This is a genomic window from Streptomyces sp. NPDC055254 (assembly GCF_053606025.1).
Map to the genome: position 1 here is coordinate 55,168 of NZ_JBSGQV010000005.1, position 24,384 is coordinate 79,551.

Consider the following 24,384-nt stretch of genomic DNA (forward strand, 5'->3'; position numbering starts at 1 on the left):
TTCCCGCTCCCTCAGTTCGACCGGTTCGACAGCCGGGCGAGGATCTGCGGTCCAAGGTCCGTGACGTCGCCCGCGCCCATGGTGAGAACGAGATCGCCGGGCTTGGCCATTCCCGCGATGACGTCGGCGACGGCGCCCTGGTCGGGCTCGGCGGTGACGTCGGCGTTCACGGCCCGGGCGGCGGCGATGATGATCTCGCTGGTCACCCCGGGGACCGGGTCCTCGCGGGCCGGGTAGATGTCCAGGACCACGGAGGCGTCGGCGAGGGACAGCGCCCGGCCCATCTCCTGGCCCAGCTCCTGGGTGCGGGAGAAGAGGTGCGGCTGGAAGACGACCAGGATGCGGGAGTCCCCGGCGGCGCCGCGGATGGCCTCCAGGTCGGCGGTCATCTCCGTGGGGTGGTGCGCGTAGGAGTCGATCACCTGTACGCCGGCGGCCTCGCCCTTGAGCTGGAGGCGGCGCTTGACCCCCGTGTACTTGCCGAGCGCGGAGGCGAGGTTGTGCGCCGGGATGCCCAGCGCGACGCCGGCGGCGAGGGCCGCGACGGCGTTGTGGGCGTAGTGGCGGCCGGGCACGGAAACGGTGAAGGTGAGCATCCGGCCGTCCAGGACGACGGTGACCTCGCTGGTCAGACCGCGCGGGGTGATCTTGGTGATGCGGACGTCGGCCTCGGGCTCCTCGCCGTACGTGACGACGTTCAGTCCTTCGTTGCCGGCGACCCGGCGGGCGATCTCGGCCGCGCCCTCCTGGCCGTGGGCGACGACCAGGGTGCCGCCGGGGACGACCTTGCCGACGAAGGTCTCGAAGGACTCGTAGATCTCCTCCAGCGACGCGTAGTTCGCGTGGTGGTCGAGCTCGGCGTTGAGGATGATCGCGACCTGCGGGGCGTACTTGTGGAAGCTGCGGTCGCTCTCGTCCGCCTCGGCGACGAAGATGTCGCCCGCGCCGTGGTGGGCGTTGGAGCCGGGGGCGTCCAGGTCGCCGCCGATGGCGTAGGAGGGATCCAGGCCCAGGGCCGACAGGGACACCGCCAGCATCGAGGTGGTGGTGGTCTTGCCGTGCGTACCGGCGACGGCGATCGGGCGCAGGCCGTCCATCAGGGCGGCGAGGGCGTCCGAGCGGTGCACGACCGGGATGCCCAGCTCGGCGGCGCGTGCCAGCTCCGGATTGTCGGCGCGGATGGCGCTGGAGACGACCACGCAGGTGGAGTCGTCGGCGAGGTGGCCGGCGGCGTGCCCTCCGTGGACCGTCGCGCCGTGGGCGCGCAGCGCCTCGGCGGTCTCGGAGTCCCCCCGGGCGTCGCTGCCGGCGACCTGCGCGCCCCGCTGGGCGAGGATCTTCGCGATGCCGGACATGCCGGCGCCGCCGATGCCGATGAAGTGGGGCCGTTCCATGGCGGTCGGCAGGCCGGGCTTCATTCAGGTCGCTCCAGGATCGAGTGCTGTGGTTGTACGCGGTCGGGCTCTGACGGCCCCAGCCTATTCGTTGTGGGCGAAGAGCTTGAGCACCGGAACCCCGACCTGGTGGCGGGCGCGGGAGGCCCAGTCGCGGTGGAAGAACTCCTCGACGAAGTGCGGGGCGGTCAGAACGATCACCTCGTCGGCCCCGTTCTCCTCCACGACGGCCTTGAGCTTGTCGAGCGGGTGGGCCTCGACGAGCTGTCCCGTGGCGTTGGCACCCTTTTGCCGCAGCGCGTTCAGGGAGTGCGCGAGAGCGTGTGCGGCGGGGCCGCGGGCGGCCTCGCCCTCGGGTTCGCCGCCCTCGCGGACCGCCTCGGGGAGCTCACCGAGCGCTACGTCGTCGATGGCGCGCAGCAGGCGGTCCTGGTCGCCCCGGGGTTGCATGAGGACGATGAAGGAGACCGCGTCGTCTCCGTGCAGGGTGGTGACGAAGTCCACGTCCACCGCGGTCAGCGGCTGCTCGATCATCAATACGCTCGTGAACACGGACGCCCTCTCCTTCATGGGCCGAGCCGGTCGGCCGGCCCGCGCGGAAACCATCCTGCCCCGCTGTCCCGCGGGGCCTTGCGCAGATATGTGTGCCCAGCTTTGTGCCCGGCGGAAGCTAAGCGGAACGACAAATTCCGCCCCTCGTTCAGATCCGACGGTAGCTCGTGAAGAGGAACCCGGCCTCTTCCAGTACGCAGGCGGGCGCGAGCCGGTGCGGAACCGTGACGCTCGGCCCGCCGGCGATCCGCTGGGCGGCGCCCGCCGTGAGCATCGGGGAGATCGTCAGGCAGAGCTCGTCCAGCGCGTCGGCGGCCACGAACTGCCCCAGCAGCCGGGGGCCGCCCTCGGTGAGCTGGCGGCGCAGGCCCCGCCCGGCGAGCTCCCGCACCACGCGGGCCGGGTCCACGGCCGCCCCGTCGCCGGCGACCACGACCTCGGCGCCGGCCCCGACCGCGTCGGCGACCCGGTCGGAGGGCGCGGTGGCTCCGGTGACCACCAGGGTCGGCACCAGGGGGGAGGTGAACAGGGGCAGGGAGAAATCCAGGTCCAGGCTCGCGCTGACCACCGCGACGGCCGGGGCGGGGCCCTGCCCGGCGGCCGCGCGGCGGGCGGCGAAGGCCTCGCGCGCCCTGGCCGGACGGTAGCCCTCCTGGCGAACCGTTTCCGCGCCGACGACCACCACATCGGCGAGCGCGCGCAGGGTGCCGAAGATCCGCATGTCGGTCTCGCCGGAGATGGGCTGCGAGCGGCCGTCGTGCTGGGCCGCGCCGTCGAGGGTGGAGACCATGTTCGCCCGCAGCCAATGGCCTCCGTCGCCCAGCTCGGGGTACGCGTAGGCCTCCGCCAGCTCGTCCAGCGACCACTCCCGGTCGGCCTCCCCCCGGGACGCGGCGGGTGTCTGATCGGTCACAGGGAACAGGCGTCGCATCGGTGCAGTGTGCCACGCCCCGTAGAGTTAAGGGCTGTGTCAACCTCTCTCACCACCTCCGGTTCCGCCTCCGGACGACCCGCGGACAGGCCTCCGACAGCCGACGCCGGTCCGCAGGCCCTGACGGCCCGCGAGCCCCGGGTGGCCGCCGAACGCCTGGTGGCCGAGATGGTGCCGCCGCCGCGTTTCGACTCGGTGCGCTTCGACACCTACGACCCGGACCCGACCCGGCCCAGCCAGGCCGAGGCCGTCACCGTGCTGAGCGGCTTCGCCGCCGGTCTGGGCGGCGCGCACGCGACCGGCGCGGGCAAGCGCCGCTGGTTCGCCAAGAAGACCGCGGCCCCCACCGGCCCGCGCGGGGTCTACGTCGACGGCGGCTACGGCGTCGGCAAGACCCACCTGCTCGCCTCCCTGTGGCACGCCACGCCCGCCGAACCCGCCCTCAAGGCCTTCGGCACCTTCGTGGAGCTGACCAACCTGGTCGGCGCGCTCGGCTTCCAGCAGACCGTGCAGACGCTCGGCGGGCACCGGCTGCTGTGCATCGACGAGTTCGAGCTCGACGACCCGGGTGACACCGTTCTGGTGTCCTCGCTGCTCAGCCGCCTCGTGGAGCAGGGCGTGGCGCTGGCCGCCACCTCCAACACACTGCCCGGCAAGCTCGGCGAGGGCCGCTTCGCCGCCGCCGACTTCCTGCGGGAGATCCAGGGGCTGTCGGCGCACTTCCGACCGCTGCGCATCGACGGCCAGGACTACCGCCACCGGGGTCTGCCGGAGGCGCCCGCGCCGTTCTCCGACGAGCAGGTCGCCAAGGCCGCGTACGCGACCGAGGGCGCGAGCCTGGACGACTTCCCGGGCCTGCTGGAGCACCTGGCTCGGGTGCACCCGAGCCGCTACGGCGCACTGACGGACGGGATCACGGCCGTCTGCCTGACGGACGTCGGTCCGGTGCCGGACCAGTCGACGGCCCTGCGGCTGGTGGTACTGGCCGACCGGCTGTACGACCGGGAGGTCCCCGTGCTGGCCTCCGGAGTGCCCTTCGACCGGCTGTTCAGTGAGGAGATGCTGAACGGCGGCTATCGGAAGAAGTACTTCCGCGCCATATCCCGACTCACGGCGCTGGCGCGCGACGCGAAGCCCCTGGTGTCCCAGTAGGTTTGGGACCGCCGGGCTCTTCCGCGGCCCGGCCGTTTCCACCTCCGCGAAGGGATTCACCATGGCTGCCACACGCAACGCACACGCCGTCTGGGAAGGCGACCTGTTCGAGGGCAAGGGCGTCGTCACTCTCGACTCCTCCGGCCTCGGCAGCTACCCCGTCTCCTGGCCGGCGCGCACCGACGAGGCCGCGAACGGGCGGACCAGCCCGGAAGAGCTGATCGCCGCCGCGCACTCCAGCTGCTTCAACATGGCCTTCTCGAACGGGCTGGCGAAGGCGGGCAACCCGCCCACCAAGCTGACCACGTCGGCCGCCGTCACCTTCGTGCCCGGGCAGGGCATCACCGGCATCCACCTCACGGTGGAGGGTGACGTCCCGGGCCTGGACGACGAGGCCTTCGTCGCGGCCGCCGAGGACGCCAAGAAGAACTGCCCGGTCAGCCAGGCGCTGACGGGCACCACGATCACCCTCAGCGCCAAGCTCGTCTGACCCTCGGCCCTCCCCCGCTCCGGCGGCACGCTCCGGGCGCGGCACGGCGCCCGGGGGTGTGACGCCGGGGCGGAGCCCCTCGCGTCGGCGTTCGGCGGGCGGTCCCCCGTGGTACCACGGGGCCGGTCACCCCAACCGCCCAGCTCCACTTCCGCCGCCGGGAGTTGCCGATGTCCGTCAGCCGCCGCAGCCTGCTCGCCGCCGGCGGGGTCGCGTTCAGCGGGGCGCTCGGCGCCCTGTTCACCGGGCGCGCCGGAGCCGCCCGGGCGGCGCGACGCGGGTACGGTCCCTTGCTGCCCGATCCGCGCGGGCTGCTCGACCTGCCCCGGGGGTTCTCGTACCGGGTCCTGTCGCGCGCGGGCGATCCGCTGCGTTCGGGCGAGGGCCCCGTCCCGGCCAACTGCGACGGCATGGCCGCCTTCGGGGCGGGTGGGGGGCGGGTGCGGCTGGTGCGCAACCACGAGAACCGCACCACCGCCGTCCTGCGCGTACCCCCCGTCGCGGGACTGACGTACGACCCCGCCGCACTCGGCGGCTGTACCGTCCTCGACCTCGACGCGGCGGGCCGGGTCGCCGGCGAACGGGTGGCCCTTGCCGGTACCGCCGTCAACTGCGCGGGCGGCCGGACCCCCTGGAACACCTGGCTGAGCTGCGAGGAGACCGAGGACCGGGCGGGCACCTCCGGTTACACGGCGGACCACGGGTACGTCTTCGAGGTGGACCCCGCCGCTCCGGGACGCACCGGCGCGGTGCCGCTCACGGCGATGGGTCGGTTCGCGCACGAGGCCGTCGCCGTAGATCCGTACCGGGGCGTGGTCTACGAGACCGAGGACGCCTTCGTCGAGCCGTTCGGTCTCTTCTACCGCTTCCTGCCCGCCCGGCCGCTCGGCGGGACCGGCTCCCTGCGGGCCGGGGGCGCGTTGGAGGCCCTGCGCGTGCCGGGGCTGGCGGACCTGGCGGTGGTGGACGAGCCGGGGGCGGAGTTCCCGGTGGAGTGGGTGCCGGTCCCGGACCCCGGCGCGGCCGGGACCCCGATCCGGCTCCAGGACTTCGGGCGGCGCGGGATCACCCACGCGCAGAAGCTGGAGGGCTGCTACTGGGGCGGCTCGCGCGTCCACTTCGTGTCCAGCTACGCCCGTACCCGCGAGGGCGCGGGCGCCGACCACCACGGGCAGGTGTGGTCCTACGACCCGCTGCGCCGGCGGCTGCGACTCGACGTCCGCTTCGGTCCGGCCGCGGACACGGGGCTGCCGGGGGACTCCCCCGACAACATCTGCCTGGCGCCGGACGGCGGGCTCATGATGTGCGAGGACGGCGGTGGGGCGCAGTACGTCTTCGGCGTGGCGGTGGACGGCGAGGTCTACCCGGTGGCCCGCAACGCGCAGGACGTCGGGAAGCCGGGGGCGCCGGAGTGGGGGGAGTTCGCGGGGGTCGCCTTCTCCCCCGACGGGCGGACGATGTACGTCAACGCCTACACCCCGGGCACCACCTTCGCGGTGACGGGCCCCTGGCACTGACCCCGGGTGTCGCGCGCGCCGGGCGGGGAGCGCGTCCGGGAAGGACCTCGCGGACGGCGGCGCGACCGTCATGAAGGTCGTCGAGTGCCGTGCACGCCTACTTGGCACATAGTCATATATTTTGCCTGCGTGACCCTTTCTGTGCGCAAAGTGGCGGCCGCGGCCGCTCTCAGTGCCGCTCTCAGCGCCGCCCTCGCAGGATGCGGGGGCGGCGCCGGCACCTCGGACGCCGGCCGAGAGGCCCGTATGGGCACCGCCGGGCCCGCCTCCGCCGCCCCGTCGTCCGCCGCGGCGAGCCCCCCGGCGGCGTCCCCGCAGGGGGCACCCCGGGCCGGCGCGCCCGCGAAGCCCCCCACCCTCGCCCCCGGCCCCCACGGCCTGACCCCGGTCTTCGAGCGGGCCGGGCAGCGGACCGAGAAGACCGTGGCGCTGACCTTCGACGCCGACATGACCTCCGACCAGGGTCCGCGCGCCGCCGGCGGCGAGCGCTTCGACAACCCCCGGCTGATCGAGACGCTCCGCGCCCTCAAGGTGCCCTCGACCGTCTTCATGACGGGCCGCTGGGCCGAGGAGTACCCGGACCAGGCGAAGGCCATCGGCACCGATCCGAACTTCGAGATCGCGAACCACTCGTACAGCCACCACGCCTTCGCGTCACCCTGCTACGGACTGCCCGCGCTCGACGGCGCGGCCGCCCGCGCCGACGTGGACCGGGCCTTCGAGTCCTTCCGCAAGGCGGGGGCGGTCAACACGGTCCCCTACTTCCGCTTCCCCGGCGGCTGCTACGACGATCAGGCACTGCGGGCCCTGTCCACGGCCAAGGTCACCGCCGTCCAGTGGGACGTGGTCAGCGGGGACGCGTTCGCGACCGACCCGGACGCCGTGGCCGAACAGGTGCTCGCCGGAGTGAAGCCCGGCTCGGTGGTCGTGATGCACTGCACGCGCAGCGCCGCCCCGGTCACCGAGGAGGCCGTCCGGAAGATCGTTCCGGAGCTGCGCAAGCGCGGCTACCGCTTCGTGAAGGTGTCCGAACTGATCGGCACCTGAGCCCGGACCCGGCGCGGCCTCAGCCGGAGCAGGCGGTGCGCTGCGCGTCCTGCCACTCGCACACCGGGCACAGCACCACGCCCGGGGTGGCGACCCCGTACTCGGTGGGCCTGCCGCACTCCAGGCAGTCCGCGTACGGGGGCCCGTCCACCCGCCCGGCCGGAGCCGCCGGGGCGGGGCAGTACGACGGGGTCGCGTCCGACTGGTCCCTGTCCGACTGGTCCATACGTACGAGCGTACCCACTCGGGGCGCGCGCCGGCGGGGCGGGCCGCCGTGCCCGCACCGCCCCGCCGCGACCCCCTCAGTGCGCGGCGGTCGCCTCGGTGACCTCGCTCGGGCGGACGATGACGAAGCCCTCGCCGCGCAGCATCAGCTGGACGGCCTCGCCGGAGCCGCCCCGGATCATCGAGCCGACCGACTGGGAGCGGTGCAGTCCCGTCTCCAGCCGGGCGCTCCAACCGACCACCGCGTCGGTGTCGACGTAGACCGGCGCCTGCGGCGTGACCGGGATGATGATCGGGCTGCCGTCGCAGACCACGGCGAGCTTGCCGGTGCCGGTGAAGAGGCTGTTGAAGAGGCCGCCGCCGGTCATCCCGGCGCCCTTCACCATCTTGATCTCGTAGGACAGGGTCGGGTCGAAGCAGAGCACGTTGCGGCCGTTGACGGTCAGCGCGTCGCCGGGCTCGAAGTCGATGACGAAGCAGTTGCCTCCCTGGTGGGCGAACCAGGCCTCGCCCTGGCCGCGTACGGCCATCAGTGCCAGGCCCTCGCCCGTGACGGCGCGCTTGAGCATGCCGCCTATGCCCTGTCCCTTGCGCTCGAACTGGAGGTCGCCGCGGAAGGCGATCATCGAGCCCTGGCGGGCCAACATCTCGCCGTTGACGGTGTACTTCACCGACTTCGCGTTCTGGAGGGTCATGCCGGGGGCGGCGGGCGCCTGGGCCAGGTTCTCGGAGGCGAAAAGGTCACTCTTCATGCCTTCGATCCTCGCCGGGACGAGCCCCCTGGGCATCATCCTTAAGGGGGAGCCTGGCATCCTTGGCAGGATGAGCAGCCAGCACTCCCACGACACCACCGACGTCCCCGCCGTCGGGGCGGACCGTCCCTCCGGGCAGGGCCACCTCTCCCGCGACGAGGCCCCGCAGTTCGTCCTGCCGCTGGTCGTGCGCATCGAGAAGACCGACCCGCCGGCGCGGACGGACGCGCTGGAGACGGCGGCCCGCGCGGTGCTGGTCCTGCTGACCGACGAACGCGCCCGGGGCGGCGGCGAATGGGCCGAGGCGGTCCGCGACTGGCAGGACGCCCGGATCCGCAAGGTCGTCCGGCGGGCGCGCGGGGCGGAGTGGCGCAAGGCCGGGACGCTGCCGGGCGTCACGGTGCACGGCGCCGGGTCCCAGGTACGGGTCTTCCCGCCGGTGCCGCTCGACGGCTGGCCCAAGGAGCTGGCGAAGCTCCAGGTGTCGGGCACCGACCTGGACGACCCCGAGCCGGCCGACGCGGCCGCCGCCGGTGTTCCGGTGCTGTGGCTCAACCCGGATCTCGACATGTCGGCCGGCAAGGCGATGGCCCAGGCCGGACACGCGGCGCAGCTGGCCTGGTGGGAGCTGACGGACGCGGAGCGGACCGCGTGGCAGCAGGACGGTTTCCGGCTGGCCGTACGGACCGCTCCGCGCGAGCGGTGGGCGGAGCTGGGCGGCAGCGGCCTGCCGGTCGTCAGGGACGCCGGCTTCACCGAGATCGCCCCCGGCAGTTGCACGGTGGTCGCGGACCACCCGGCGCTGCGCGCCCGCCTCTGAGGCCGGCGGCGCCGCGCGGAACCTCAAATGTTGCTCTGAACGTCCCCCTCGGCGGGTTGGCGCGACCGTGCCGGGGCCATCACACCGGCACACGGTGCGAAGAGAGGGGGCGGGGGACATGAAGCCCATGGCACACCTGGGGGTGGGCATCGGCTGGCGGCCGGAGATCGCGGACGCGGTCGAGCGGCTGCCCGGTCTGGACTGGGTCGAGGTGGTGGCCGAGAACATCTGCCCGGGCCACCTGCCCGAGGCGCTGGTGCGGCTGCGCGAGCGGGGCACCCTCGTCGTGCCCCACGGGGTCTCGCTGGGCATCGGCGGCGCCGACCGCCCGGATCCGGCGAAGCTGGCGGCCCTCGGCGAGCGGGCGGTGGCGCTGGGGGCGCCGCTCGTCACCGAGCACATCGCCTTCGTCCGGACCACCTCGCCCGTGCTGGAGGCGGGCCACCTGCTGCCGGTTCCGCGCACGCGGGACGCACTGGACGTGCTCTGCGAGAACGTGCGGATCGCACAGGACTCCCTGCCCGTGCCGCTGGCGCTGGAGAACATCGCCGCGCTCTTCTCCTGGCCCGACGAGGAGCTGACGGAGGCGCAGTTCCTGACGGAGCTGGTCGAGCGGACGGGCGTACGGCTGCTCATCGACGTGGCGAACCTGCACACCAACCGGGTCAACCGCGGCGAGGACCCGGCAGCCGTACTGGACGCGATCCCCCTGGAAGCACTGGCGTACGTGCACGTGGCGGGTGGCATCGAGCGGGACGGCGTCTGGCACGACACGCACGCCCACCCCGTGCCCCCGGTGGTGCTCGACCTGCTGGCCGAGCTGCGCTCACGGGTGGACCCGCCCGGGGTGCTGCTGGAGCGGGACGACGACTTCCCGCCGGAGGAGGAACTGGCGGGCGAACTGGCCGCCGTCCGCGCGGTGGTGACCTCGCCCGCGCCGGGGGCGCGCGGCGCCGCGGGCCCGGGTACGGCCGCGGCCCGCGGAGCCGGGACCTCGGACACCGCTGCGGGGAGCCGGGACGGCGGGGGACCCGAGGCGGTGGCGCCCGCGAGCGCGGCCGCCCGGACGCGGCTCGGGCTGGGGCAGGCCGCCCTGCTGTCGGCGCTGGTGGCCGGGACGCCCGTGCCCGAGGGGTTCGACCGGCGGCGGATCCGGGTACAGGTCCGGGCGCTGGCCGCCAAGCGGGCCTCGGTCGTGGCCCGGCTGGCGCCGGAGCTGCCCGCGTTCCTCGGCGGCGAGCGGCCCTACCGCCGGGCGTTCCTCGACTATGCCAAGGGCCGTCCCATGACGGCCGGCTACCGCCGGGACGCACTCGACTTCGCCGAGCACCTTCTGATCCGGGACCTCCCGGCCGACCCGGCCGCCCGCCGCCGGCTCACCCGGTGGTGGCAGGACCGGGCCGGGGCGCGGCCGCCCCGCCGGCTCGCCCGCTGGGCCCGGGCGCTCGTGGGGAGAGCGGCATGAACCTCTTGGCCCTCGCGATCTGGATCGCCGTGATCACCTGCTCCGTCCTGCTGGTCCGGGGCCTGCGCCGGTCCCGGCCGGCGCCGGTCAACCCCCCGCCGCGCCTGCACGACCTGTCCGAGGCCGCGTTCCTGACGGGCGGTCCCGGCACGGTCGTGGACACCGCGCTGGTCTCGCTGCTCGGCGACGGCCGGCTGCTGCTCGGCGGCCCGGGCATCGTCCACGTACGCCCGGGCGCGCGCGCCGCGGATCCCGCCGAGCGCGCCGTCCTGGAGGCTCATCGGGGGGCGCCTTCGGGCTGGCTCTACCAGGTGCGCTACGCGGCCATGCGCGACCCGGCCGTACAGGAGACCGGGGACGGGCTGGCCGCCCGCGGGCTCATCGCGCCGCCGCGGGCGGGGCGGGCGTGGCGGCGCCGGGGCACGGCCCTGGCCGGCGTGTGCGCGCTGCTGCTGCTCCTGTCGCTGCCGCTCACCTTCATCGGCCTCGCCGTCGGTCCCACCTCGCAGATCCCGTTCATCGCCAAGGTGTTCCCGATCCTGGTGGCCGGCGTCGTGGTGGGCGCGGTCTGCGCGGCGCGCGCCGGGCGGCGGGTCACCCCGGCGGGGCGGCGGGCCCTGGGCGAGATCCGCGCGCGGTACGTGAACGACCTGAACCCGTACGTGCGGACCGCGCTGTTCGGGCTGCGCGGACTGCCGGACGACCCGATCCGCGAGCAACTGACGGCGGCCGCCCGGAGCACCCGGTTGGCGGCGGCGCAGGCGGCCTCCCGCACGCACGGAACGGGCACCCCGGGCGAGTCCGGCGGCGAACTGCTGCCGCTGGTTTGGTGCGCCGGGAGCGACGGCGGGGGCGGCGGCTCCAGCGGCGGTTCCGGCTGCGGCTCGGGGTGCGGCTCCGGTTCGGGGTCCTCCGGCGGCGGCTGCGGGAGCAGCGGTTCCAGCTGCTCCTCCAGCAGTTCGAGTTGCGGCAGCTCCTCCAGCAGTTCGAGCTGCGGCAGCTCCTCCGGGTCGAGCTGCTCCTCCAGCAGTTCCTGAGCTCCCGCCGAACGGCAGCCACGGGGGGAGCCGCGGACGCAACGCGTGCGTGGACCGCCACGTGGAGCGGTATGTGCTGACGGGCGCCACTGCGGGCGGCGCGTCACATGTGCGCCGCATCCGGAGCCCGCACCGGTGTCGCTGGACGACCGGGCAGCGAGCGCCCGCGGGGCGCTGCTGCCGGCTGTCGTCTGAACTTCCGGGCGCGGTCTCCGGCTGCGTCGTTTCGGGGGCAGGGCCTCCCGATCCACCGGAGGGGGTCACCTGACGGTGTGGTCGTCCTCCGGTCCTTCCCCCCAGGGGAGGTCTCAGGCGAGTCCGGCCACCAGATCGGCGACGGACTTGCGGCGTCCGGTGTAGAAGGGCACCTCTTCACGGACGTGCATGCGGGCCTCGGAGGCGCGCAGGTGACGCATGAGGTCGACGATGCGGTACAGCTCGTCGGCCTCGAAGGCCAGCATCCACTCGTAGTCGCCGAGGGAGAAGGACGCGACGGTGTTCGCGCGCACGTCCGGGTAGCCGCGGGCCATCTTGCCGTGGTCGGCGAGCATGCGGCGGCGGTCCTCGTCGGGCAGCAGGTACCAGTCGTAGCTGCGCACGAAGGGGTAGACGCTGACGTAGTCGCGGGCGACCTCGTCGGCCAGGAAGGCCGGGATGTGCGACTTGTTGAACTCGGCCGGGCGGTGCAGGGCCATGTTCGACCACACCGGCTCCAGCGCACGGCCCAGACGGGTGCGGCGGAAGAGGTTGTAGGCGCTCTGCAGCTCGTCCGCGGTCTCCGCGTGCCACCAGATCATGACGTCCGCGTCGGCGCGCAGGCCGGACACGTCGTAGGTGCCGCGCACGGTGATGTCCTTGGCGGCCAGCTGGTCGAACAGCTCCTGGACCTCGTCGGCGTAGCCGCTGCGGTCCTCCGGGAGGACGTCCTTCAGTTTGAAGACGGACCACAGGGTGTAGCGAATGACCTCGTTGAGGTCCTTCGCCTTCTTCCCCGCGTTGGGAATCTTCTCTGGTGCAGTCATGTTCCCATTGTCCCGTGCGCTGATCAGTGGTCCGTGCCAGGGGTGCCCGTCGCGGCGAGGACCGCGTCCGCGGCCTTGCCCGCACTGGCCACGCAGGCCGGGATGCCCACCCCGTCGTAGAGGGCGCCGCACACCGCGAGGCCCGGCAGGGCCGCGACGGCGGCGCGGATCCGGGCCACCCGGCCGAGGTGGCCGACCGGGTACTGGGGCAGTCCGCCGTCCCAGCGGGTGACGGTGGAGGCGACCGGCCGGGCCGTGAGCCCGACGGCCTCCCCGAGATCGGCGAGGGAGACGTCGACGAGCTCGCCGTCCTCCCGCTCCAGGTCGGCCTCGTCGGCGTACCGGCCCACGGAGGTCCGCAGCAGGAACAGGTCGGGATCGGCGCCGGCCCATGCCCACTTGTTGCTGGAGAAGGTGGAAGCCTTGATGGTCCGGCCGTCGACGGGCGGTACGAGGAAGCCGCTGGCGCCGCCCCCGGTGACGGAGTCCGGCAGGTCGCGGCGCCGGAAGGCCATGGTGACCAGGGCCATCGAGGCGTACTCGACCGCGCGCAGCTCGGCCGAGGCGGCGGGGGCGAGAGCGTCCAGCAGCCGCGCGGCGGGCCCGGCCGGCACGGCCAGGACCACACCGTCGGCTTCGATGGCCTCGGCCTCGTCCCCGGCCACCACCCGCCAGCCGTCGGCCGTACGGAGGACCTCCCGCACGGGAGTACGGGTGAGGACGCGCGCCCCGGCCGCCCGGCAGGCCTCGGCGACGGCGAGCGGGAGCCGTCCGATGCCGCCGTCGATCCCGGCGAAGACGGGGCCGGCCGCCTGGGGCTGCTCGGCCGCCCGGCGCTGGAGTTCCCGTACGCCGTCGACGAGTGAGGCGTGCGTACGGGCGGCCTCGAAGAGCTGGGGCACGGCGGCCCGCATCGAGATGCGGTAGGCGTTGCCCGCGTAGACCCCGCCGAGGAGCGGTTCGACGAGCCGGTCGACGACCTCGCGGCCGAGGCGGGCCGCGACGTACTCGCCGACGGCGACGTCCTCGCCGATCTCGGTGGGCGCCAGGGTGCGCTCGGCCTCGATCCGGGCCAGGCCGTCCGGGGAGAGCACTCCGGAAGCGGCGAGCGGCGCCAGGTCGCCGGGGACCCCCATCACGTGCCCGCGCGGCATGGGCCGCAGCGCGCCCCGGGTCCACAGGTGGGCGGTTGCGGTGGCGGGCGCCCGGAGGGCTTCGCCGAGGCCCACGGCCCGCGCGAGCGCCACGGCTTCGGGGCGGCGGGCGAGTACGGATTCGGCGCCGAGGTCGACGGGAACGCCGGCGAGCTCACCGGCGTACAGCTTGCCGCCGAGCCGGGGGCCGGCCTCCAGGAGGGTGACGCGCAGGCCGTCGGCGAGCAGCCGGTGGGCCGCCGCGAGGCCCGCGATGCCGCCGCCGATGACGACGACATGGCCCTGGGGCCGGGCCGGGCCGCCGTCGCCGCCCGGCCGATCCGTACGCGTGTCCGCTTCGTGCATGGACACATCGTCTCAGACCGATCACCGAGGCCGGACCGTGACCGCATCGGGACCGGTCCGGGACCGCAGGTGCGAAACCCGGAGCGGGACCTCGTGCGTCGAACCCGCAACACCAGCCGAACCTCGGGGGTTTACCGCGATGCACACCGTGATCAGACAGCGCTCCGCAGCGGCCGTGGCCGCCCTCTCCCTCACCGGGGCGCTCGCGCTCGCCGGCTGCGGCGCGAGCGGCGAGGCCCGTGACACCGCCAAGGCCGAACAGGCCGCGGTCGCGCCCGCGCAGGACGGCAAGGCGCCGGAGGGCGCGAAGGGAGCGGGGTCGGCGGCCGCCCCCTCGGCGGCGCCCTCCTCGGGGGACAAGCACGCGCAGCCCCCGGCCGTCGTCCGGCAGAACGTCATCCGCACGGCGACGCTCGGCGTGGAGACGACGGACCCGCAGAAGGTGCTGGCCTCGGCCCGCGCGGCGGCCGACGGCGCGGGGGGCTACGTGGGCAACGAGTCCACCCGGCGCGGCGAGAACGGCCGGATGACCTCGACGCTGACCCTGCGGGTGCCGGGCGAGCGCTACGACGCGGTGCTCGGCACCATGGAGGGCAGTGGCAAGCTGCTGCACCGCAAGGTCGACACGCTGGACGTCACCGAGAAGGTCGCCGACATCGGCAGCCGCGTCGCCTCCCAGCAGGCCAGTGTGGCCCGGGTGCGGGAAATGATGGGCAAGGCGTCGGCGCTGAGCGAGATCGTGATGCTGGAGGGCGAGCTGAGCCGGCGCCAGTCCGACCTGGAGTCGCTGCTGGCTCAGCAGACGGCGCTGAAGGACCAGACCTCGCTGGGCACGATCACGCTGGAGGTCTCGGAGCCGCCCGTGAAGCCGGAGCAGGAGAAGAAGGAGAGGGAACCGGCCTTCACCGACGCCCTGCGCGGCGGTTGGGAGCTCTTCACGACCCTCGTGCGCTACCTGGCGCTGGCGGTGGGCGCGGTGCTGCCCTTCGCGCTGGCGGCCGCGGTGGTCCTCGCGGGCCACCGGCTGCTGCGTCGGCTGCGCCCCGCGAAGCCGAAGGAAGGCCTGGCGGCCGGGACGGTGCCCGCGGCCCGGCAGCCCGGCGTGCCGGCGGCCCGGACCGCCCCCGACGCGGCCGGATCGGGCGGGGACGTGCAGGCCGACTGAACACCCGTACGGGCGGCGGCCCGTAGCGTGTCCTTCGAACGACGACGATCACGGCGGCGGAGGACGGTGCGGACATGGCGACGGAACGACTGGTGGTGGTCGGCGGGGACGCGGCGGGGATGTCCGCCGCGTCTCAGGCCAGGCGGCTCAGGGGCCCGGCCGACCTGGAGATCGTCGCCTTCGAGCGGGGGCACTTCACCTCGTACTCCGCGTGCGGGATCCCGTACTGGATCGGCGGCTTGGTCCCCGACCGGGACGACCTGATCGCGCGCACCCCTCAGGAGCACCGCGAGCGGGGCATCGATCTGCGCACCCGCACCGAGGTCGTGGAGCTGGACCTGGCGGGCCGCCGGGTCCGCGCCCGCGATCTGGACACCGGGTCCGAGTCCTGGACGGGCTACGACAAGCTGGTCCTGGCCACGGGCGCCCGTCCGGTCCGCCCCCGGATCCCCGGCATCGGCGCCCACGGGGTGCATGGCGTCCAGACCCTGGACGACGGCCGGCGCCTCATGGCCGACCTGGAACGCGCCGGGATCCGGCGGGCGGTCGTGGTCGGCGCGGGCTACATCGGCGTGGAGATGGCGGAGGCACTGGTCGGGCGTGGCTTCGAGGTCACCGTCCTGCACCGGGGCGAGCAGCCCATGGCCACGCTCGACCCGGACATGGGCAGCCTGGTGCACCGCGCCATGAACGGCATGGGGATCCGCACGGTCGCCCGCGCCGAGGTGACGAAGATCCTCACCGACGAGGAGGGCCGGGCCCGCGCGGTCGCCACGGCGGCCGGCGAGGAGTACCCGGCGGACGTGGTCGTGCTCGGCATCGGCGTGGAGCCCCGCACCGCCCTGGCGCGCGCGGCGGGACTTCCGCTCGGCACCTCGGGCGGCCTGCTCACCGACCTGTCGATGCGGGTGCGGGGCCACGAGGACATCTGGTCGGGCGGCGACTGCGTGGAGGTCATGGACCTGGTCGCGGGACGCACCCGGCACATCCCGCTGGGCACGCACGCCAACAAGCACGGGCAGGTCATCGGTTCGGGCGTGGGCGGCGGATACGCGACGTTCCCCGGGGTGGTGGGCACGGCCGTCAGCAAGGTCTGCGACCTGGAGATCGCCCGGACCGGGCTGCGGGAGAAGGACGCGCTGGAGGCGGGTTTGCGGTTCGTGACGGCGGCCATCACCTCCACCAACACCGCGGGCTACTACCCGGGCGCGGCGCAGATGACGGTCAAGATGCTGGCCGAGCGCCGCACGGGCCGGCTCCTCGGCGCGCAGATCGTCGGCGGCGCGGGGGCCGCGAAGCGGGTGGACGTCGCCGCGGTGGCCCTGACCGCCGGGATGACGGTGGAACAGGTGGTGTCCCTGGACCTGGGCTACGCCCCGCCGTTCTCCCCGGTGTGGGACCCCGTCCTGGTGGCGGCCCGCAAGGCGGTCTCCGCCGTGCGCGCGGCGGGAGTCTAGAAGCGGCGGGGCCCTGGAACGCCGGTCCCGCGCCGTGTGGTTGCCGTGGATCCCTTGGGAGTCGGTTGTCGCGAGTGCCTCGGCGAGGTCACCTGCGGCCCATAGGATGGTGTCGTCCTCGTCGACCTGCCAGCGGGTGGTGTCCCAGCGGTACCAGCCCAGGCCGGGAACGTGGCGGAAGTCCTTGGAGTACAGGCGGACGAAGAGCTTGGCGTTGCCGCGGTCGCTGAGGGTGTCGGGGACGAGTCCGGCGTGCGTGGCGTGGTCGAGGTGTGCCTGCTCGCCGGCCTGCGCGGGCAGGGGCGGAGGCGGGGCTTGGGCGAGGATCTGCGCGGCGACGGCCTTGTACCGCCGCCTGCTGCGCAAGCGCGGCGTAACCGAGCACGAGGTCTCGTGCATCCCCAACCCGTTCCATACGGCGTCATCCCCCTGAGCCCGTGACTGAAGGGATTGTTCCATGGGCCCGCCAGCGTCTCCGCAGGACGGCATTCTGAAACGATCAGTAAGTCTTCCGGTGGGGGTGTGAGGCATGGAGTTCGAGGTGGGGCTGCCGCACTACGGGCGCCGGCCAGGCAAGCGGCGCTTGCCACCGCATGCACGTCGGAAAAGGTGGACGTCCCTGGGCTCGTTCTTCCTCGTCCGCTTCCTCATCTCGCTGCCCGAAGACCCCATCACAGCGTTCTCCGCTCTATTCGAGCCAGTACAGAAGGCCTTTCGGCTCCTGATGCGGCTGTGGGCCGGGCCGGGCATGCGGGGCGGATGGGACAGCGATGCGGGACGACTCGTTCTTGCGGTGCATACGGCGTACTGGGTAAAGGATGCGCTGCGCGCGGAGGAGCCGGACTGCCTGCTCGTCGTGGCGGACGGCAGGGTCGCCGTCCGGGCCGCCTGGCAGAACGCACCGGAGGCGGTCTCCTGTGGGCATGCGGGTGTGCGGCGCATCCCGTGGCCGCGACGGACGCGGCGGCGCCTGGACATCGTTTGCTCGGACGGCTCCTGGCTGACCATTCGCACCTCCCAGGCCGCGTCCGCCGACCGTATCCGTGCGCTTCTCTCGACTCAGGAGACGTCCTGACGATCCGGGGTAGCCTGAGCGCCTACCGTGGGCTGCGCACCTAGTTGGTGGCCCGCAGGGCAACGGCGCCCGCCTCTACCTGCGATGACTTCGGGAGAATTCCCTGTGCGGGCCCGTCCGCTAGGCATGCGGCAAGATGGGAATCCGCTGGGGTGGCCGCCCGCGGCTGCGGCCTGAGAGAGACGCGATGCTGACCTACTCGGCCATCTCCCCGGGCGACATACGAGTGATCTTCTGTCCCTCCGCGGTCTCGCCCAGGGTCAACGCGCCGATCCAATTGCCGCCCTCGGGATACTCCCAGTTGGCCACGTCACAGAGCAGTGCCTGAAGCTGGTCGCGAGGCACCAGCTCGCCGGGCTGGAATCCTTCCTGCCCGGCGGGGGAAGTCCACGGCACGACCCTGCACACCTCGATCCAGCCGCGGTCCACGAGACCGAGCAAGACCTGCGCCAGTCCGCTGACCGGCGAGGACTGATCGGCATATTCGAGATCACCCCAGACGCCGGGCAGGATATCGATCTCACAGGAATTGATCAGGAAGGCCCTCTCCGACTCAGTCAGGGCCTCCCACTTCTGCTTGCTCACGCGGTCATCGTCGCAGAAACCGGGACACAATCAGCCCCGACATCGGACCAAGCGACCCAGCCGCCACGGTCTTGTCCCGGCCTCCCGATCCCGGTGAACCTTTGCGGTCACAGCAACTGGCTGTAGCACCACCTCCAGGGTGGGCTTGCGCCGGCCGGTCCCGATCCGCGACGGCGTACTGGGCGAGATGTCGGTCGCGCGGCTGACATCGGCGAGTGTGACGCCACGGCGCTCGCGCACGCCCCGCAGCCGGGGCCCCACCGCTGCCGGCATCTGGGCCACGTCGTCCCCTGCCACCGTCCCTGTTCCTTCCCGCCGTGCCACTTCACCACCCTGTCCTGCGAGCTTGCCGGAATGGCAACGCTGATCGCGCCGAGTGGCCGCCGCGCCGCAGGCTGTTCGCGGTGGCGACCTTGATCCGGCGGATCTCCAGGCGGCCGTGGCTGATGCCCCGGGGTGCGTCCCTGAAGCGGGATGTCCTGCCAGGGAAGGGACTTGAGCTGCCGGCGCAGCTTCGTCTGGTTGCCCTTGACGATCACGTCGGCGGCTTCCTCGCTCGCTTTCAGCAGCCGCATTGACCGCTCCTGGTCCGTCGTGGCCCGCGTCGAGCTCGGCAGTCCCGGCGCGGGGATGTCCGGCGCCGCACGAGCGGCCCGGCCGGAGCTGCTCAGGCGCCCGGCCGCCGGTAGGACGGTCAGGACATAGTCCGCCTGCTCCAGGCCGACGTTCCCCGGCCGTCAGCCCACCACGTACGGAGGGACGGCGAGCAGCATGCCTTCACGCCGATCCAGTCCCGGCCGGCGGGGCCCAACCGTCCGTGTTCACGCCTGCACGCTGTCCGTCCACGGCCGGACACCGCGCTCGCCGCGTCCGCTTCCGGGTGTGGAAGCCACCGCCGTCACCGTGCGCGTCCAGCCCCCTTGGTGGGCGCGGCCTACTGCTTGTGGGCAGGGACTGCGGCTTCGGCCGGGGCCGGCTGTCCGGGCGCAGCGGCGGCCGGTGTGGTGGTGGAGCGGGAGCGGGCCGGCGCCGGGGAGACCGGGACGCGGGCGCGGCCGGCGCGGAGGGCGGTGTCGTCAGGCAGTGCAGGGTCGCGCCCACGAGGCGGCCGGCCGCGGTGGAGGATGGGCCGTCCTTCCAGGAGGTGTTCTCGCCGAGGCGGGCCAGGTGCGCGGCGAGCAGGCCGGGCCGCTTACCGCCGTCGACGGTTCAGCATCCCGCCCAGGCAACAGCCGACAACCTGTGCCGAATGCGCCAGCCCCCTGAAGCCGGGCAGGAATCAGATACGCCTGACCTGCTCAGCTGCCTGCCGCATCAAACGGTCCTACCGGAACCAGAAGGGTTGGACCCCACGAGCACTCACTCGACCTTCGCTGAGAATCGCTCAACCTGTGACAGGTCACCCTGGCTCCGGCCTTTTCGCGGAGAACGCTCAAGTCGACATCGCCCTGTCCTCGAACGAGTTGGCGGTTGCCGACGGGACCACGAGGAAGACCAGTGCTGCGAGGGCCGCCACGCTCGCTGCGAGTGCCAAAGTGCATGAAAGAGACCAAGCCGCGACTGGTCCGGCAACTGCTGACCCCAGGGCGAATCCGGTGATCTTAAGGCTGGCGCCGGTGGTGAAGATCTGGCCTCGCAGGTGATCTGGGGCCTCGAAGGTGCGGGCTCCTGCCTGGTCTCCACCCTCGCGGGCGACGTCGAGCCTTGGGCAGCGTGCACGACGCCATGGCCGCCGCCGAGGGCCTTGAGATCCCCATCCGCATCTGCACCCCCGCCACCGTCTCGCGCTCCGGGCCGCTGCCCGTGACGGTCTTCCTCCACGGTGGCGGATGGGTCCTCGGAGACCTGGACAGCCAGGACCACATCGCCCGCATCACCGCCAACCGCTCATGCGCCTGCGCGTTTGCCGTGTGTTTCCGGCTCACTCTCAGGCGTGTATCGGAGGTGCTCGGGGATTGAGCAACATCGGAACGAAGGGGACGCCGCTGGGGCGAGTGGGGCGTGATGGGAGTGACAGGAAAACACCTGTGCGGATGTAAATCACCGTTGTTACGCTTCGAGGCGATCGGAGGGGGGACCGGTCGAAGAGCCAGGCCAGCCAGCCCGCGAGAGCGTCTGAGAACGGCCAGCTCCCACATCGCCCCTCTTCCTGTGCTCGCCCACGAGAGGGTGGTTGTGGAACCAGTAACAAGACGTTCAACGCGGCTGCGCCGTGGGCTGGGAGCCGGCATGCTGGCCCTAGTCACCGGCGCCGCGTCCCTAACCCTGACCCCCACCCCGGCTGTCGCCGCCGCGGCCGCCAGCGCCGCCGCCGAGCTGGTGCTGCCCGCGGCTCCGCGAGGCCTCCCGGCCAGGGACCAGCTGTTCGTGGCCGGCGACACCGGGCTGCTGCACGCCCTCGAAGGCAGCGATCAGTTGCTGTGGACCCGGTACGACACCGGCGCCACCACCGACACCGGGCTGCGACTGCCCGCCCCGCTCAGCGGTGATCTGAACCAGGGCGTGCCCTCGGGGAGCTACCGGGGGGAGCCGGACCACCGCTACGGAACGTCCTCCGACACGGCGGCGATCCCCACGGCGGCGACGGCGACGACGCCCGCCAAGGTCGGCCTGTACGACCTGGCTTCCGGCCGGCCCGTCGCGGTGGGCACTGTCGAGGTTCCCGCCGGGCAGAGCTACTACGGGACGTACGGGCGCACCGTGGTGACGTTCGAGGGCAGTTCCTCCGGCGTGACCGGCTGGTTCCTGAACCGGCTGGACGGCGGCTCCACGGTCCGCACGAAGGTGGCGCTGCCGGCCGGTGCGGCCCTGGCGACCTCGGTGCACGACGGCGACCAGAGCTCGCTGATTGTGCGGCACCGCCTGGACGGCCTCAGTCACTCCGTCCTCGTGGATGTGGTGACGGGGCAGACCACCGCCCTGCCGGATGAGGAGGAATACGACTTCGCGCACACCTTCCGACTGGCCAAGGGCAAGGTGCTGCGCACCGGCGAGCAGAACATGGTGGATGCCCTGGACCGGGCGCAGCCGCAGACCGTGCTGAGCTCGACCTACTTCAATCCGGTGTCCGGCGAGCTGCGGCTGCTCGGCGACTGGCTGGTGGGCACCGAGTCCGCCGTGGGCAGCTCCGGTGACAATCGCGGTCGTCCCCTGCACTTCGCGCCCATTGGCTCGCACTCCGGAATCGTCGAATACCTGCTGGAGTTCGCCGACGCCCAGCTGCTGCCCGCGCCGGACGGCTCACTCATCGCGGTCGGAAGCCCGAAGGCCCCCGCATACGGCACCCAGCCCCAGACCGGGGTGTTCCGGCTCACCGCGGACGGTACCGCCAAGCCGTTGGCCGGCAAGCTGGCCGGCGTCCCCCTTGCGCCCGCCACCGTGTTCGGCCTGTCGATCGGCGGCGGCGTGCTCACCGCCGCCTCGGACACCGTCCACTTCCAGCCGGGCGACACCACGGGCGCGTTCCGCAGCTACCGGATCTCGAACGACGCCACTCCGGTCAAGACCTTCGAGTACCTCGACGGCATGCACACGATCAGCGAGTGCCACTACCCCAAACCCGGCTGCGCCGGTCTGCGGTCCACCGGGGATGGCCGCTACCTGGAGCACGAGCCGGTGATCCGCAACGCGGCCGCGATCCGCAAGGCCGGCAACCGGGACTGGGCGGGCAGCATTCCCGTCGGTGACCTCGACGGTCTGCAGACCGCGGACGCCTCGGGCCGCTACGTGGCGCTCGCCCAGACCGCCTACGGCAATGCGGCGTCCAACCACCTGACGATCATCGGCGACCTCGACACCCGCGCCGAGGTGTTCCGCACTCGGGCGACAGGCGTCGCGGTGCAGGGCGACACCCTGTGGACCTCCAAGGAGGGCAGCACCACCGTCTACGCCACCGACATCCGGGGCGAAATGGACCGCGGCACCTTCACCACGCCGTGCCCGGCCACGCTGCTCGAGGCCGTCGGGCGGTTCGTCAGCTGGGGCTGCCAGGACAACGAAGGCACCGTGCGCACCAGCGGGGTGTACGACACGGTGACCCGCCACACCCTCTCGGTGCCGGTGCAGACTGTCGGCTGGTCCAACGTGACCTGGGGCCGGGAGTCGCTGCTCGGCAACGGCTATCTGGTACGCCAGGACCGGGCCACCGGCCGGCTGCTGCTGCTCGACTTCCACGACGGCATCAAGGTCTCCGGCGGCGAGAACACCGTGCAGGTCCGCACGCTCGCCGAGGGCAAGGTGTGGAAGACCTTCCGGCAGCCGCAGAGGTCCTGGGCCGTCGACCGCACCGGTGCGAACGTCGTCTGGACTGACGCCGACGGGCAGCGGATCCATGTCGCCGGCAACGGCATCCCTGCCCTCCAGGCCGGCAACCGCTTCACGGCGCTCGCTCCGGCGCGGCTGCTGGACACCCGGGAGGCCGTCGGCCGTCCGGGGACCGTGCCGGTGGCGGCGGGCGGCGAAGTGTCGTTGCAGGTCGCGGGCCGGTCGGGAGTGCCGCAGTCCGGCGCGAAGGCGGTCGTGCTGAACGTGACGGTGACCGACCCGAAGTCCGACGGCCACCTGACCGCCTGGCCCTCGGGCACCACCCGCCCCGACGCCTCCAACCTCAACTGGACGACCGGGCAGAGCGTCGCGAACCAGGTCGTGGTGCCAGTGGGCGAGGACGGCAAGGTGAACCTGCGCAACGCAGGCTGGGGCACGGCGCATCTCATCGCCGACGTATTCGGCTACTACTCCGCGGACGCCGGCGGCAGCACCCTCTTCACGGCCGGCCCGGCGCGACTGCTGGACTCGCGAGCCGCGGTGGGCCGGCCAGGTACCACCCCCGTACCCGGCCGCGGTGAGGTCTCACTACAGGTCGCCGGGCGCGGCGGTGTCCCGCAGAGCGGCGTCCGAGCCGTGGTGCTGAACGTAACGGTGACCGAGGCGAAGGAGGGCGGGCACCTGACGGTGTGGGCGTCGGGCACCACGCGCCCCGACTCGTCCAACCTCAACTGGACGGCGGGCCGGACCGTGCCCAACCACGTGGTGGTACCGGTCGGCGCGGACGGCGCGGTGAAACTGTTCAACGCGAGCTGGGGCACCGCCCACCTGATCGCCGACGTCTTCGGCTACTACTCCGACGACCCGGCCGGCGCCACCTTCCACCCCGCCGGGCCCAAGCGCGTCCTCGACACCCGGACCACTGGGGCGGTCGCGGCGCGGGCGAGCACCGTGCTGGACCTCTCCGGCAGCCCTGAACTCGGCGGCGCCAAGGCGGTCGTGCTGAATGTGACGGTGACCGACCCGAAGTCCGACGGCCACCTGACCGTCTGGCCCTCGGGCACCACCCGCCCCGACTCGTCCAACCTCAACTGGACCACCGGCAGCACCGTGGCCAACCTGGTGACCGTGCCCGTGGGCGCCGACGGCAAGGTGGAGATCGCCAACCTCGGCTGGGGCTCCACGCAGGTGATCGTCGACCTCTTCGGCTACTTCGGCTGACCGAAAACCCGCGAATCGCCTACCGGCTCGGCGCACCGCCGCTGACGGCGGCGACTGCTGCACCCCGCCTCCCCGCCGAGCACCAGCTCGGCGGGGAGGCGCACTTCTGCAGCCACCGTCTGGCGCATGCGGCGTCGCTGTCGCCGTCTCGCACGGCCGCCAGGTTCCAGCCGCCGAGTGGGACAAGACCTTCGGCGACCCGCGTCTCTGCGCGGCTCGCCGACCGGTCCTCTTCCTGCTCGGCGAGGTACTCAAGGTGCTCGTCCACAGCGTCCACGGACCGTCGGCTGGCCCAGACCGCGAAGTCACAGCACTCGAACAAGTAGGCATGCGCGGCATGAAGCGTCGCAGCCGCCGCGTTGTCGTCCGCATCCTCGGGGCCGTCCTGCCCATCGTTGTGGCAGTACTCGCTGAGCATGTACTCGGCCACACCCCGTTTCACGGCCGTGAAGGCGGTCGAGTCCCCGAGGCAGGCCTCCCACACGGAGTTCAGCAGGGGCCGCAGACCCATCGTGAACGGTGCCCGATCCTCCTCGGGCAGTGCTTCATGCCAGCTCATGAGCCGTTCAGCTGTGCCGGCGGCGAAAACTCCGCGCTCGCTCGACGACATGGCCGTCAGGCGCTCCTCCACCGACGCCGACAACTCCTGCCACGTGTTCAAACCGAGCCGGTCCCGCGCCGTGTCGGGCACGGCGCGGGACCGGCGTCGCGGTCG

At 73.0% G+C, this 24,384-nt stretch carries 21 protein-coding genes and 2 pseudogenes; 12 read left to right on the top strand and 11 right to left on the bottom strand.

The features are described from left to right. Positions 1-11: 11 nt before the first annotated feature. The 3 genes from murC to ACWFQ8_RS07200 all read right to left on the bottom strand — a co-directional run bounded on the left by murC (position 12) and on the right by ACWFQ8_RS07200 (position 2,877). On the bottom strand, positions 12-1,418 hold the full coding sequence (gene murC / locus ACWFQ8_RS07190; protein ID WP_453785203.1) for a UDP-N-acetylmuramate--L-alanine ligase: 1,407 nt from the start codon (positions 1,416-1,418) through the stop codon (positions 12-14). Between the two features lie 60 nt (positions 1,419-1,478). Then, positions 1,479-1,946 carry an indole-3-glycerol phosphate synthase gene (locus ACWFQ8_RS07195; RefSeq protein ID WP_453785204.1) on the bottom strand — a complete coding sequence of 156 codons (468 nt, stop codon included), beginning with the start codon at positions 1,944-1,946 and terminating at the stop codon, positions 1,479-1,481. 148 nt (positions 1,947-2,094) lie between these two features. Continuing rightward, complete coding sequence (locus ACWFQ8_RS07200; RefSeq protein ID WP_453785205.1) at positions 2,095-2,877, bottom strand: pyrimidine reductase family protein; 783 nt, start codon at positions 2,875-2,877, stop codon at positions 2,095-2,097. A gap of 120 nt (positions 2,878-2,997) precedes the next feature. Here ACWFQ8_RS07200 and zapE point away from each other — a divergent pair, with 120 nt between their 5' ends. From zapE to ACWFQ8_RS07220, 4 genes are all read left to right on the top strand, one after another. Next, complete coding sequence (zapE, locus tag ACWFQ8_RS07205) at positions 2,998-4,029, top strand: cell division protein ZapE (protein ID WP_453785404.1); 1,032 nt, start codon at positions 2,998-3,000, stop codon at positions 4,027-4,029. Positions 4,030-4,090: 61 nt separating this feature from the next. Next, on the top strand, positions 4,091-4,519 hold the full coding sequence (locus ACWFQ8_RS07210) for an OsmC family protein (protein WP_453785206.1): 429 nt from the start codon (positions 4,091-4,093) through the stop codon (positions 4,517-4,519). Positions 4,520-4,689: 170 nt separating this feature from the next. Next, complete coding sequence (locus ACWFQ8_RS07215) at positions 4,690-6,036, top strand: alkaline phosphatase PhoX (protein WP_453785207.1); 1,347 nt, start codon at positions 4,690-4,692, stop codon at positions 6,034-6,036. Between the two features lie 129 nt (positions 6,037-6,165). Beyond that, positions 6,166-7,083: a polysaccharide deacetylase family protein gene (locus ACWFQ8_RS07220; RefSeq protein ID WP_453785208.1), complete on the top strand. Its 918-nt coding sequence runs from the start codon at positions 6,166-6,168 to the stop codon at positions 7,081-7,083. A gap of 19 nt (positions 7,084-7,102) precedes the next feature. Here the strand turns inward: ACWFQ8_RS07220 and ACWFQ8_RS07225 are convergent, their stop codons facing one another. Together ACWFQ8_RS07225 and ACWFQ8_RS07230 are read right to left on the bottom strand one after the other, a co-directional pair. Then, on the bottom strand, positions 7,103-7,309 hold the full coding sequence (locus ACWFQ8_RS07225) for a hypothetical protein (RefSeq protein ID WP_453785209.1): 207 nt from the start codon (positions 7,307-7,309) through the stop codon (positions 7,103-7,105). Positions 7,310-7,385: 76 nt separating this feature from the next. Next, a complete protein-coding gene (locus ACWFQ8_RS07230; RefSeq protein WP_453785210.1) occupies positions 7,386-8,060 on the bottom strand; it encodes an AIM24 family protein in 675 nt (224 codons plus the stop codon). A 70-nt stretch (positions 8,061-8,130) separates the two neighbouring features. On the opposite strand from ACWFQ8_RS07230, the gene ACWFQ8_RS07235 reads away from it, so the two are divergent. The 3 genes from ACWFQ8_RS07235 (at position 8,131) to ACWFQ8_RS07245 (ending at position 11,382) form a co-directional block, all read left to right on the top strand. Beyond that, complete coding sequence (locus tag ACWFQ8_RS07235; RefSeq protein ID WP_453785211.1) at positions 8,131-8,880, top strand: peptidyl-tRNA hydrolase; 750 nt, start codon at positions 8,131-8,133, stop codon at positions 8,878-8,880. 118 nt (positions 8,881-8,998) lie between these two features. Beyond that, on the top strand, positions 8,999-10,345 hold the full coding sequence (locus tag ACWFQ8_RS07240; protein ID WP_453785212.1) for a DUF692 domain-containing protein: 1,347 nt from the start codon (positions 8,999-9,001) through the stop codon (positions 10,343-10,345). Next, positions 10,342-11,382, top strand: coding sequence for a TIGR04222 domain-containing membrane protein (locus tag ACWFQ8_RS07245; protein WP_453785213.1), 1,041 nt, complete (start codon positions 10,342-10,344; stop codon positions 11,380-11,382). Before ACWFQ8_RS07240 ends, ACWFQ8_RS07245 begins: the two co-directional genes overlap by 4 nt. Before the next feature lie 308 nt (positions 11,383-11,690). Here ACWFQ8_RS07245 and hemQ read toward each other — a convergent pair whose 3' ends face one another. Beyond that, entirely contained in the window at positions 11,691-12,404 is a 714-nt protein-coding gene (gene hemQ, locus ACWFQ8_RS07250) for a hydrogen peroxide-dependent heme synthase (RefSeq protein ID WP_453785214.1), read from the bottom strand. 23 nt (positions 12,405-12,427) lie between these two features. Further along, positions 12,428-13,903: a protoporphyrinogen oxidase gene (gene hemG, locus ACWFQ8_RS07255; protein ID WP_453785215.1), complete on the bottom strand. Its 1,476-nt coding sequence runs from the start codon at positions 13,901-13,903 to the stop codon at positions 12,428-12,430. A 148-nt stretch (positions 13,904-14,051) separates the two neighbouring features. On the opposite strand from hemG, the gene ACWFQ8_RS07260 reads away from it, so the two are divergent. Continuing rightward, positions 14,052-15,068: a DUF4349 domain-containing protein gene (locus ACWFQ8_RS07260; RefSeq protein ID WP_453785216.1), complete on the top strand. Its 1,017-nt coding sequence runs from the start codon at positions 14,052-14,054 to the stop codon at positions 15,066-15,068. A gap of 74 nt (positions 15,069-15,142) precedes the next feature. Beyond that, the gene (locus ACWFQ8_RS07265; RefSeq protein WP_453785217.1) at positions 15,143-16,525 is read left to right on the top strand and encodes an FAD-dependent oxidoreductase; all 1,383 of its coding nucleotides are present in this window, start codon (positions 15,143-15,145) and stop codon (positions 16,523-16,525) included. Positions 16,526-16,597: 72 nt separating this feature from the next. On the opposite strand, the pseudogene ACWFQ8_RS07270 reads toward ACWFQ8_RS07265, so the two are convergent. Next, positions 16,598-17,056 (bottom strand): annotated as a pseudogene (locus tag ACWFQ8_RS07270) (hypothetical protein); the annotation flags it as partial. On the opposite strand from ACWFQ8_RS07270, the gene ACWFQ8_RS07275 reads away from it, so the two are divergent. Further along, positions 17,055-17,600, top strand: coding sequence for a hypothetical protein (locus ACWFQ8_RS07275; protein WP_453785218.1), 546 nt, complete (start codon positions 17,055-17,057; stop codon positions 17,598-17,600). The pseudogene ACWFQ8_RS07270 and the gene ACWFQ8_RS07275 sit on opposite strands and share 2 nt — an antisense overlap. 195 nt (positions 17,601-17,795) lie before the next feature. Here the strand turns inward: ACWFQ8_RS07275 and ACWFQ8_RS07280 are convergent, their stop codons facing one another. After that, complete coding sequence (locus ACWFQ8_RS07280) at positions 17,796-18,185, bottom strand: hypothetical protein (RefSeq protein ID WP_453785219.1); 390 nt, start codon at positions 18,183-18,185, stop codon at positions 17,796-17,798. A 66-nt stretch (positions 18,186-18,251) separates the two neighbouring features. Beyond that, positions 18,252-18,482 (bottom strand): annotated as a pseudogene (locus ACWFQ8_RS07285) (helix-turn-helix domain-containing protein); the annotation flags it as partial. 1,416 nt (positions 18,483-19,898) lie between these two features. On the opposite strand from ACWFQ8_RS07285, the gene ACWFQ8_RS07290 reads away from it, so the two are divergent. Further along, on the top strand, positions 19,899-20,144 hold the full coding sequence (locus tag ACWFQ8_RS07290; RefSeq protein ID WP_453785220.1) for an alpha/beta hydrolase: 246 nt from the start codon (positions 19,899-19,901) through the stop codon (positions 20,142-20,144). A gap of 270 nt (positions 20,145-20,414) precedes the next feature. Next, on the top strand, positions 20,415-23,669 hold the full coding sequence (locus ACWFQ8_RS07295; RefSeq protein WP_453785221.1) for a hypothetical protein: 3,255 nt from the start codon (positions 20,415-20,417) through the stop codon (positions 23,667-23,669). Positions 23,670-23,688: 19 nt separating this feature from the next. On the opposite strand, the gene ACWFQ8_RS07300 is transcribed toward ACWFQ8_RS07295, so the two are convergent. Then, complete coding sequence (locus tag ACWFQ8_RS07300; RefSeq protein WP_453785222.1) at positions 23,689-24,360, bottom strand: hypothetical protein; 672 nt, start codon at positions 24,358-24,360, stop codon at positions 23,689-23,691. Between the last annotated feature and the right edge of the window lie 24 nt (positions 24,361-24,384).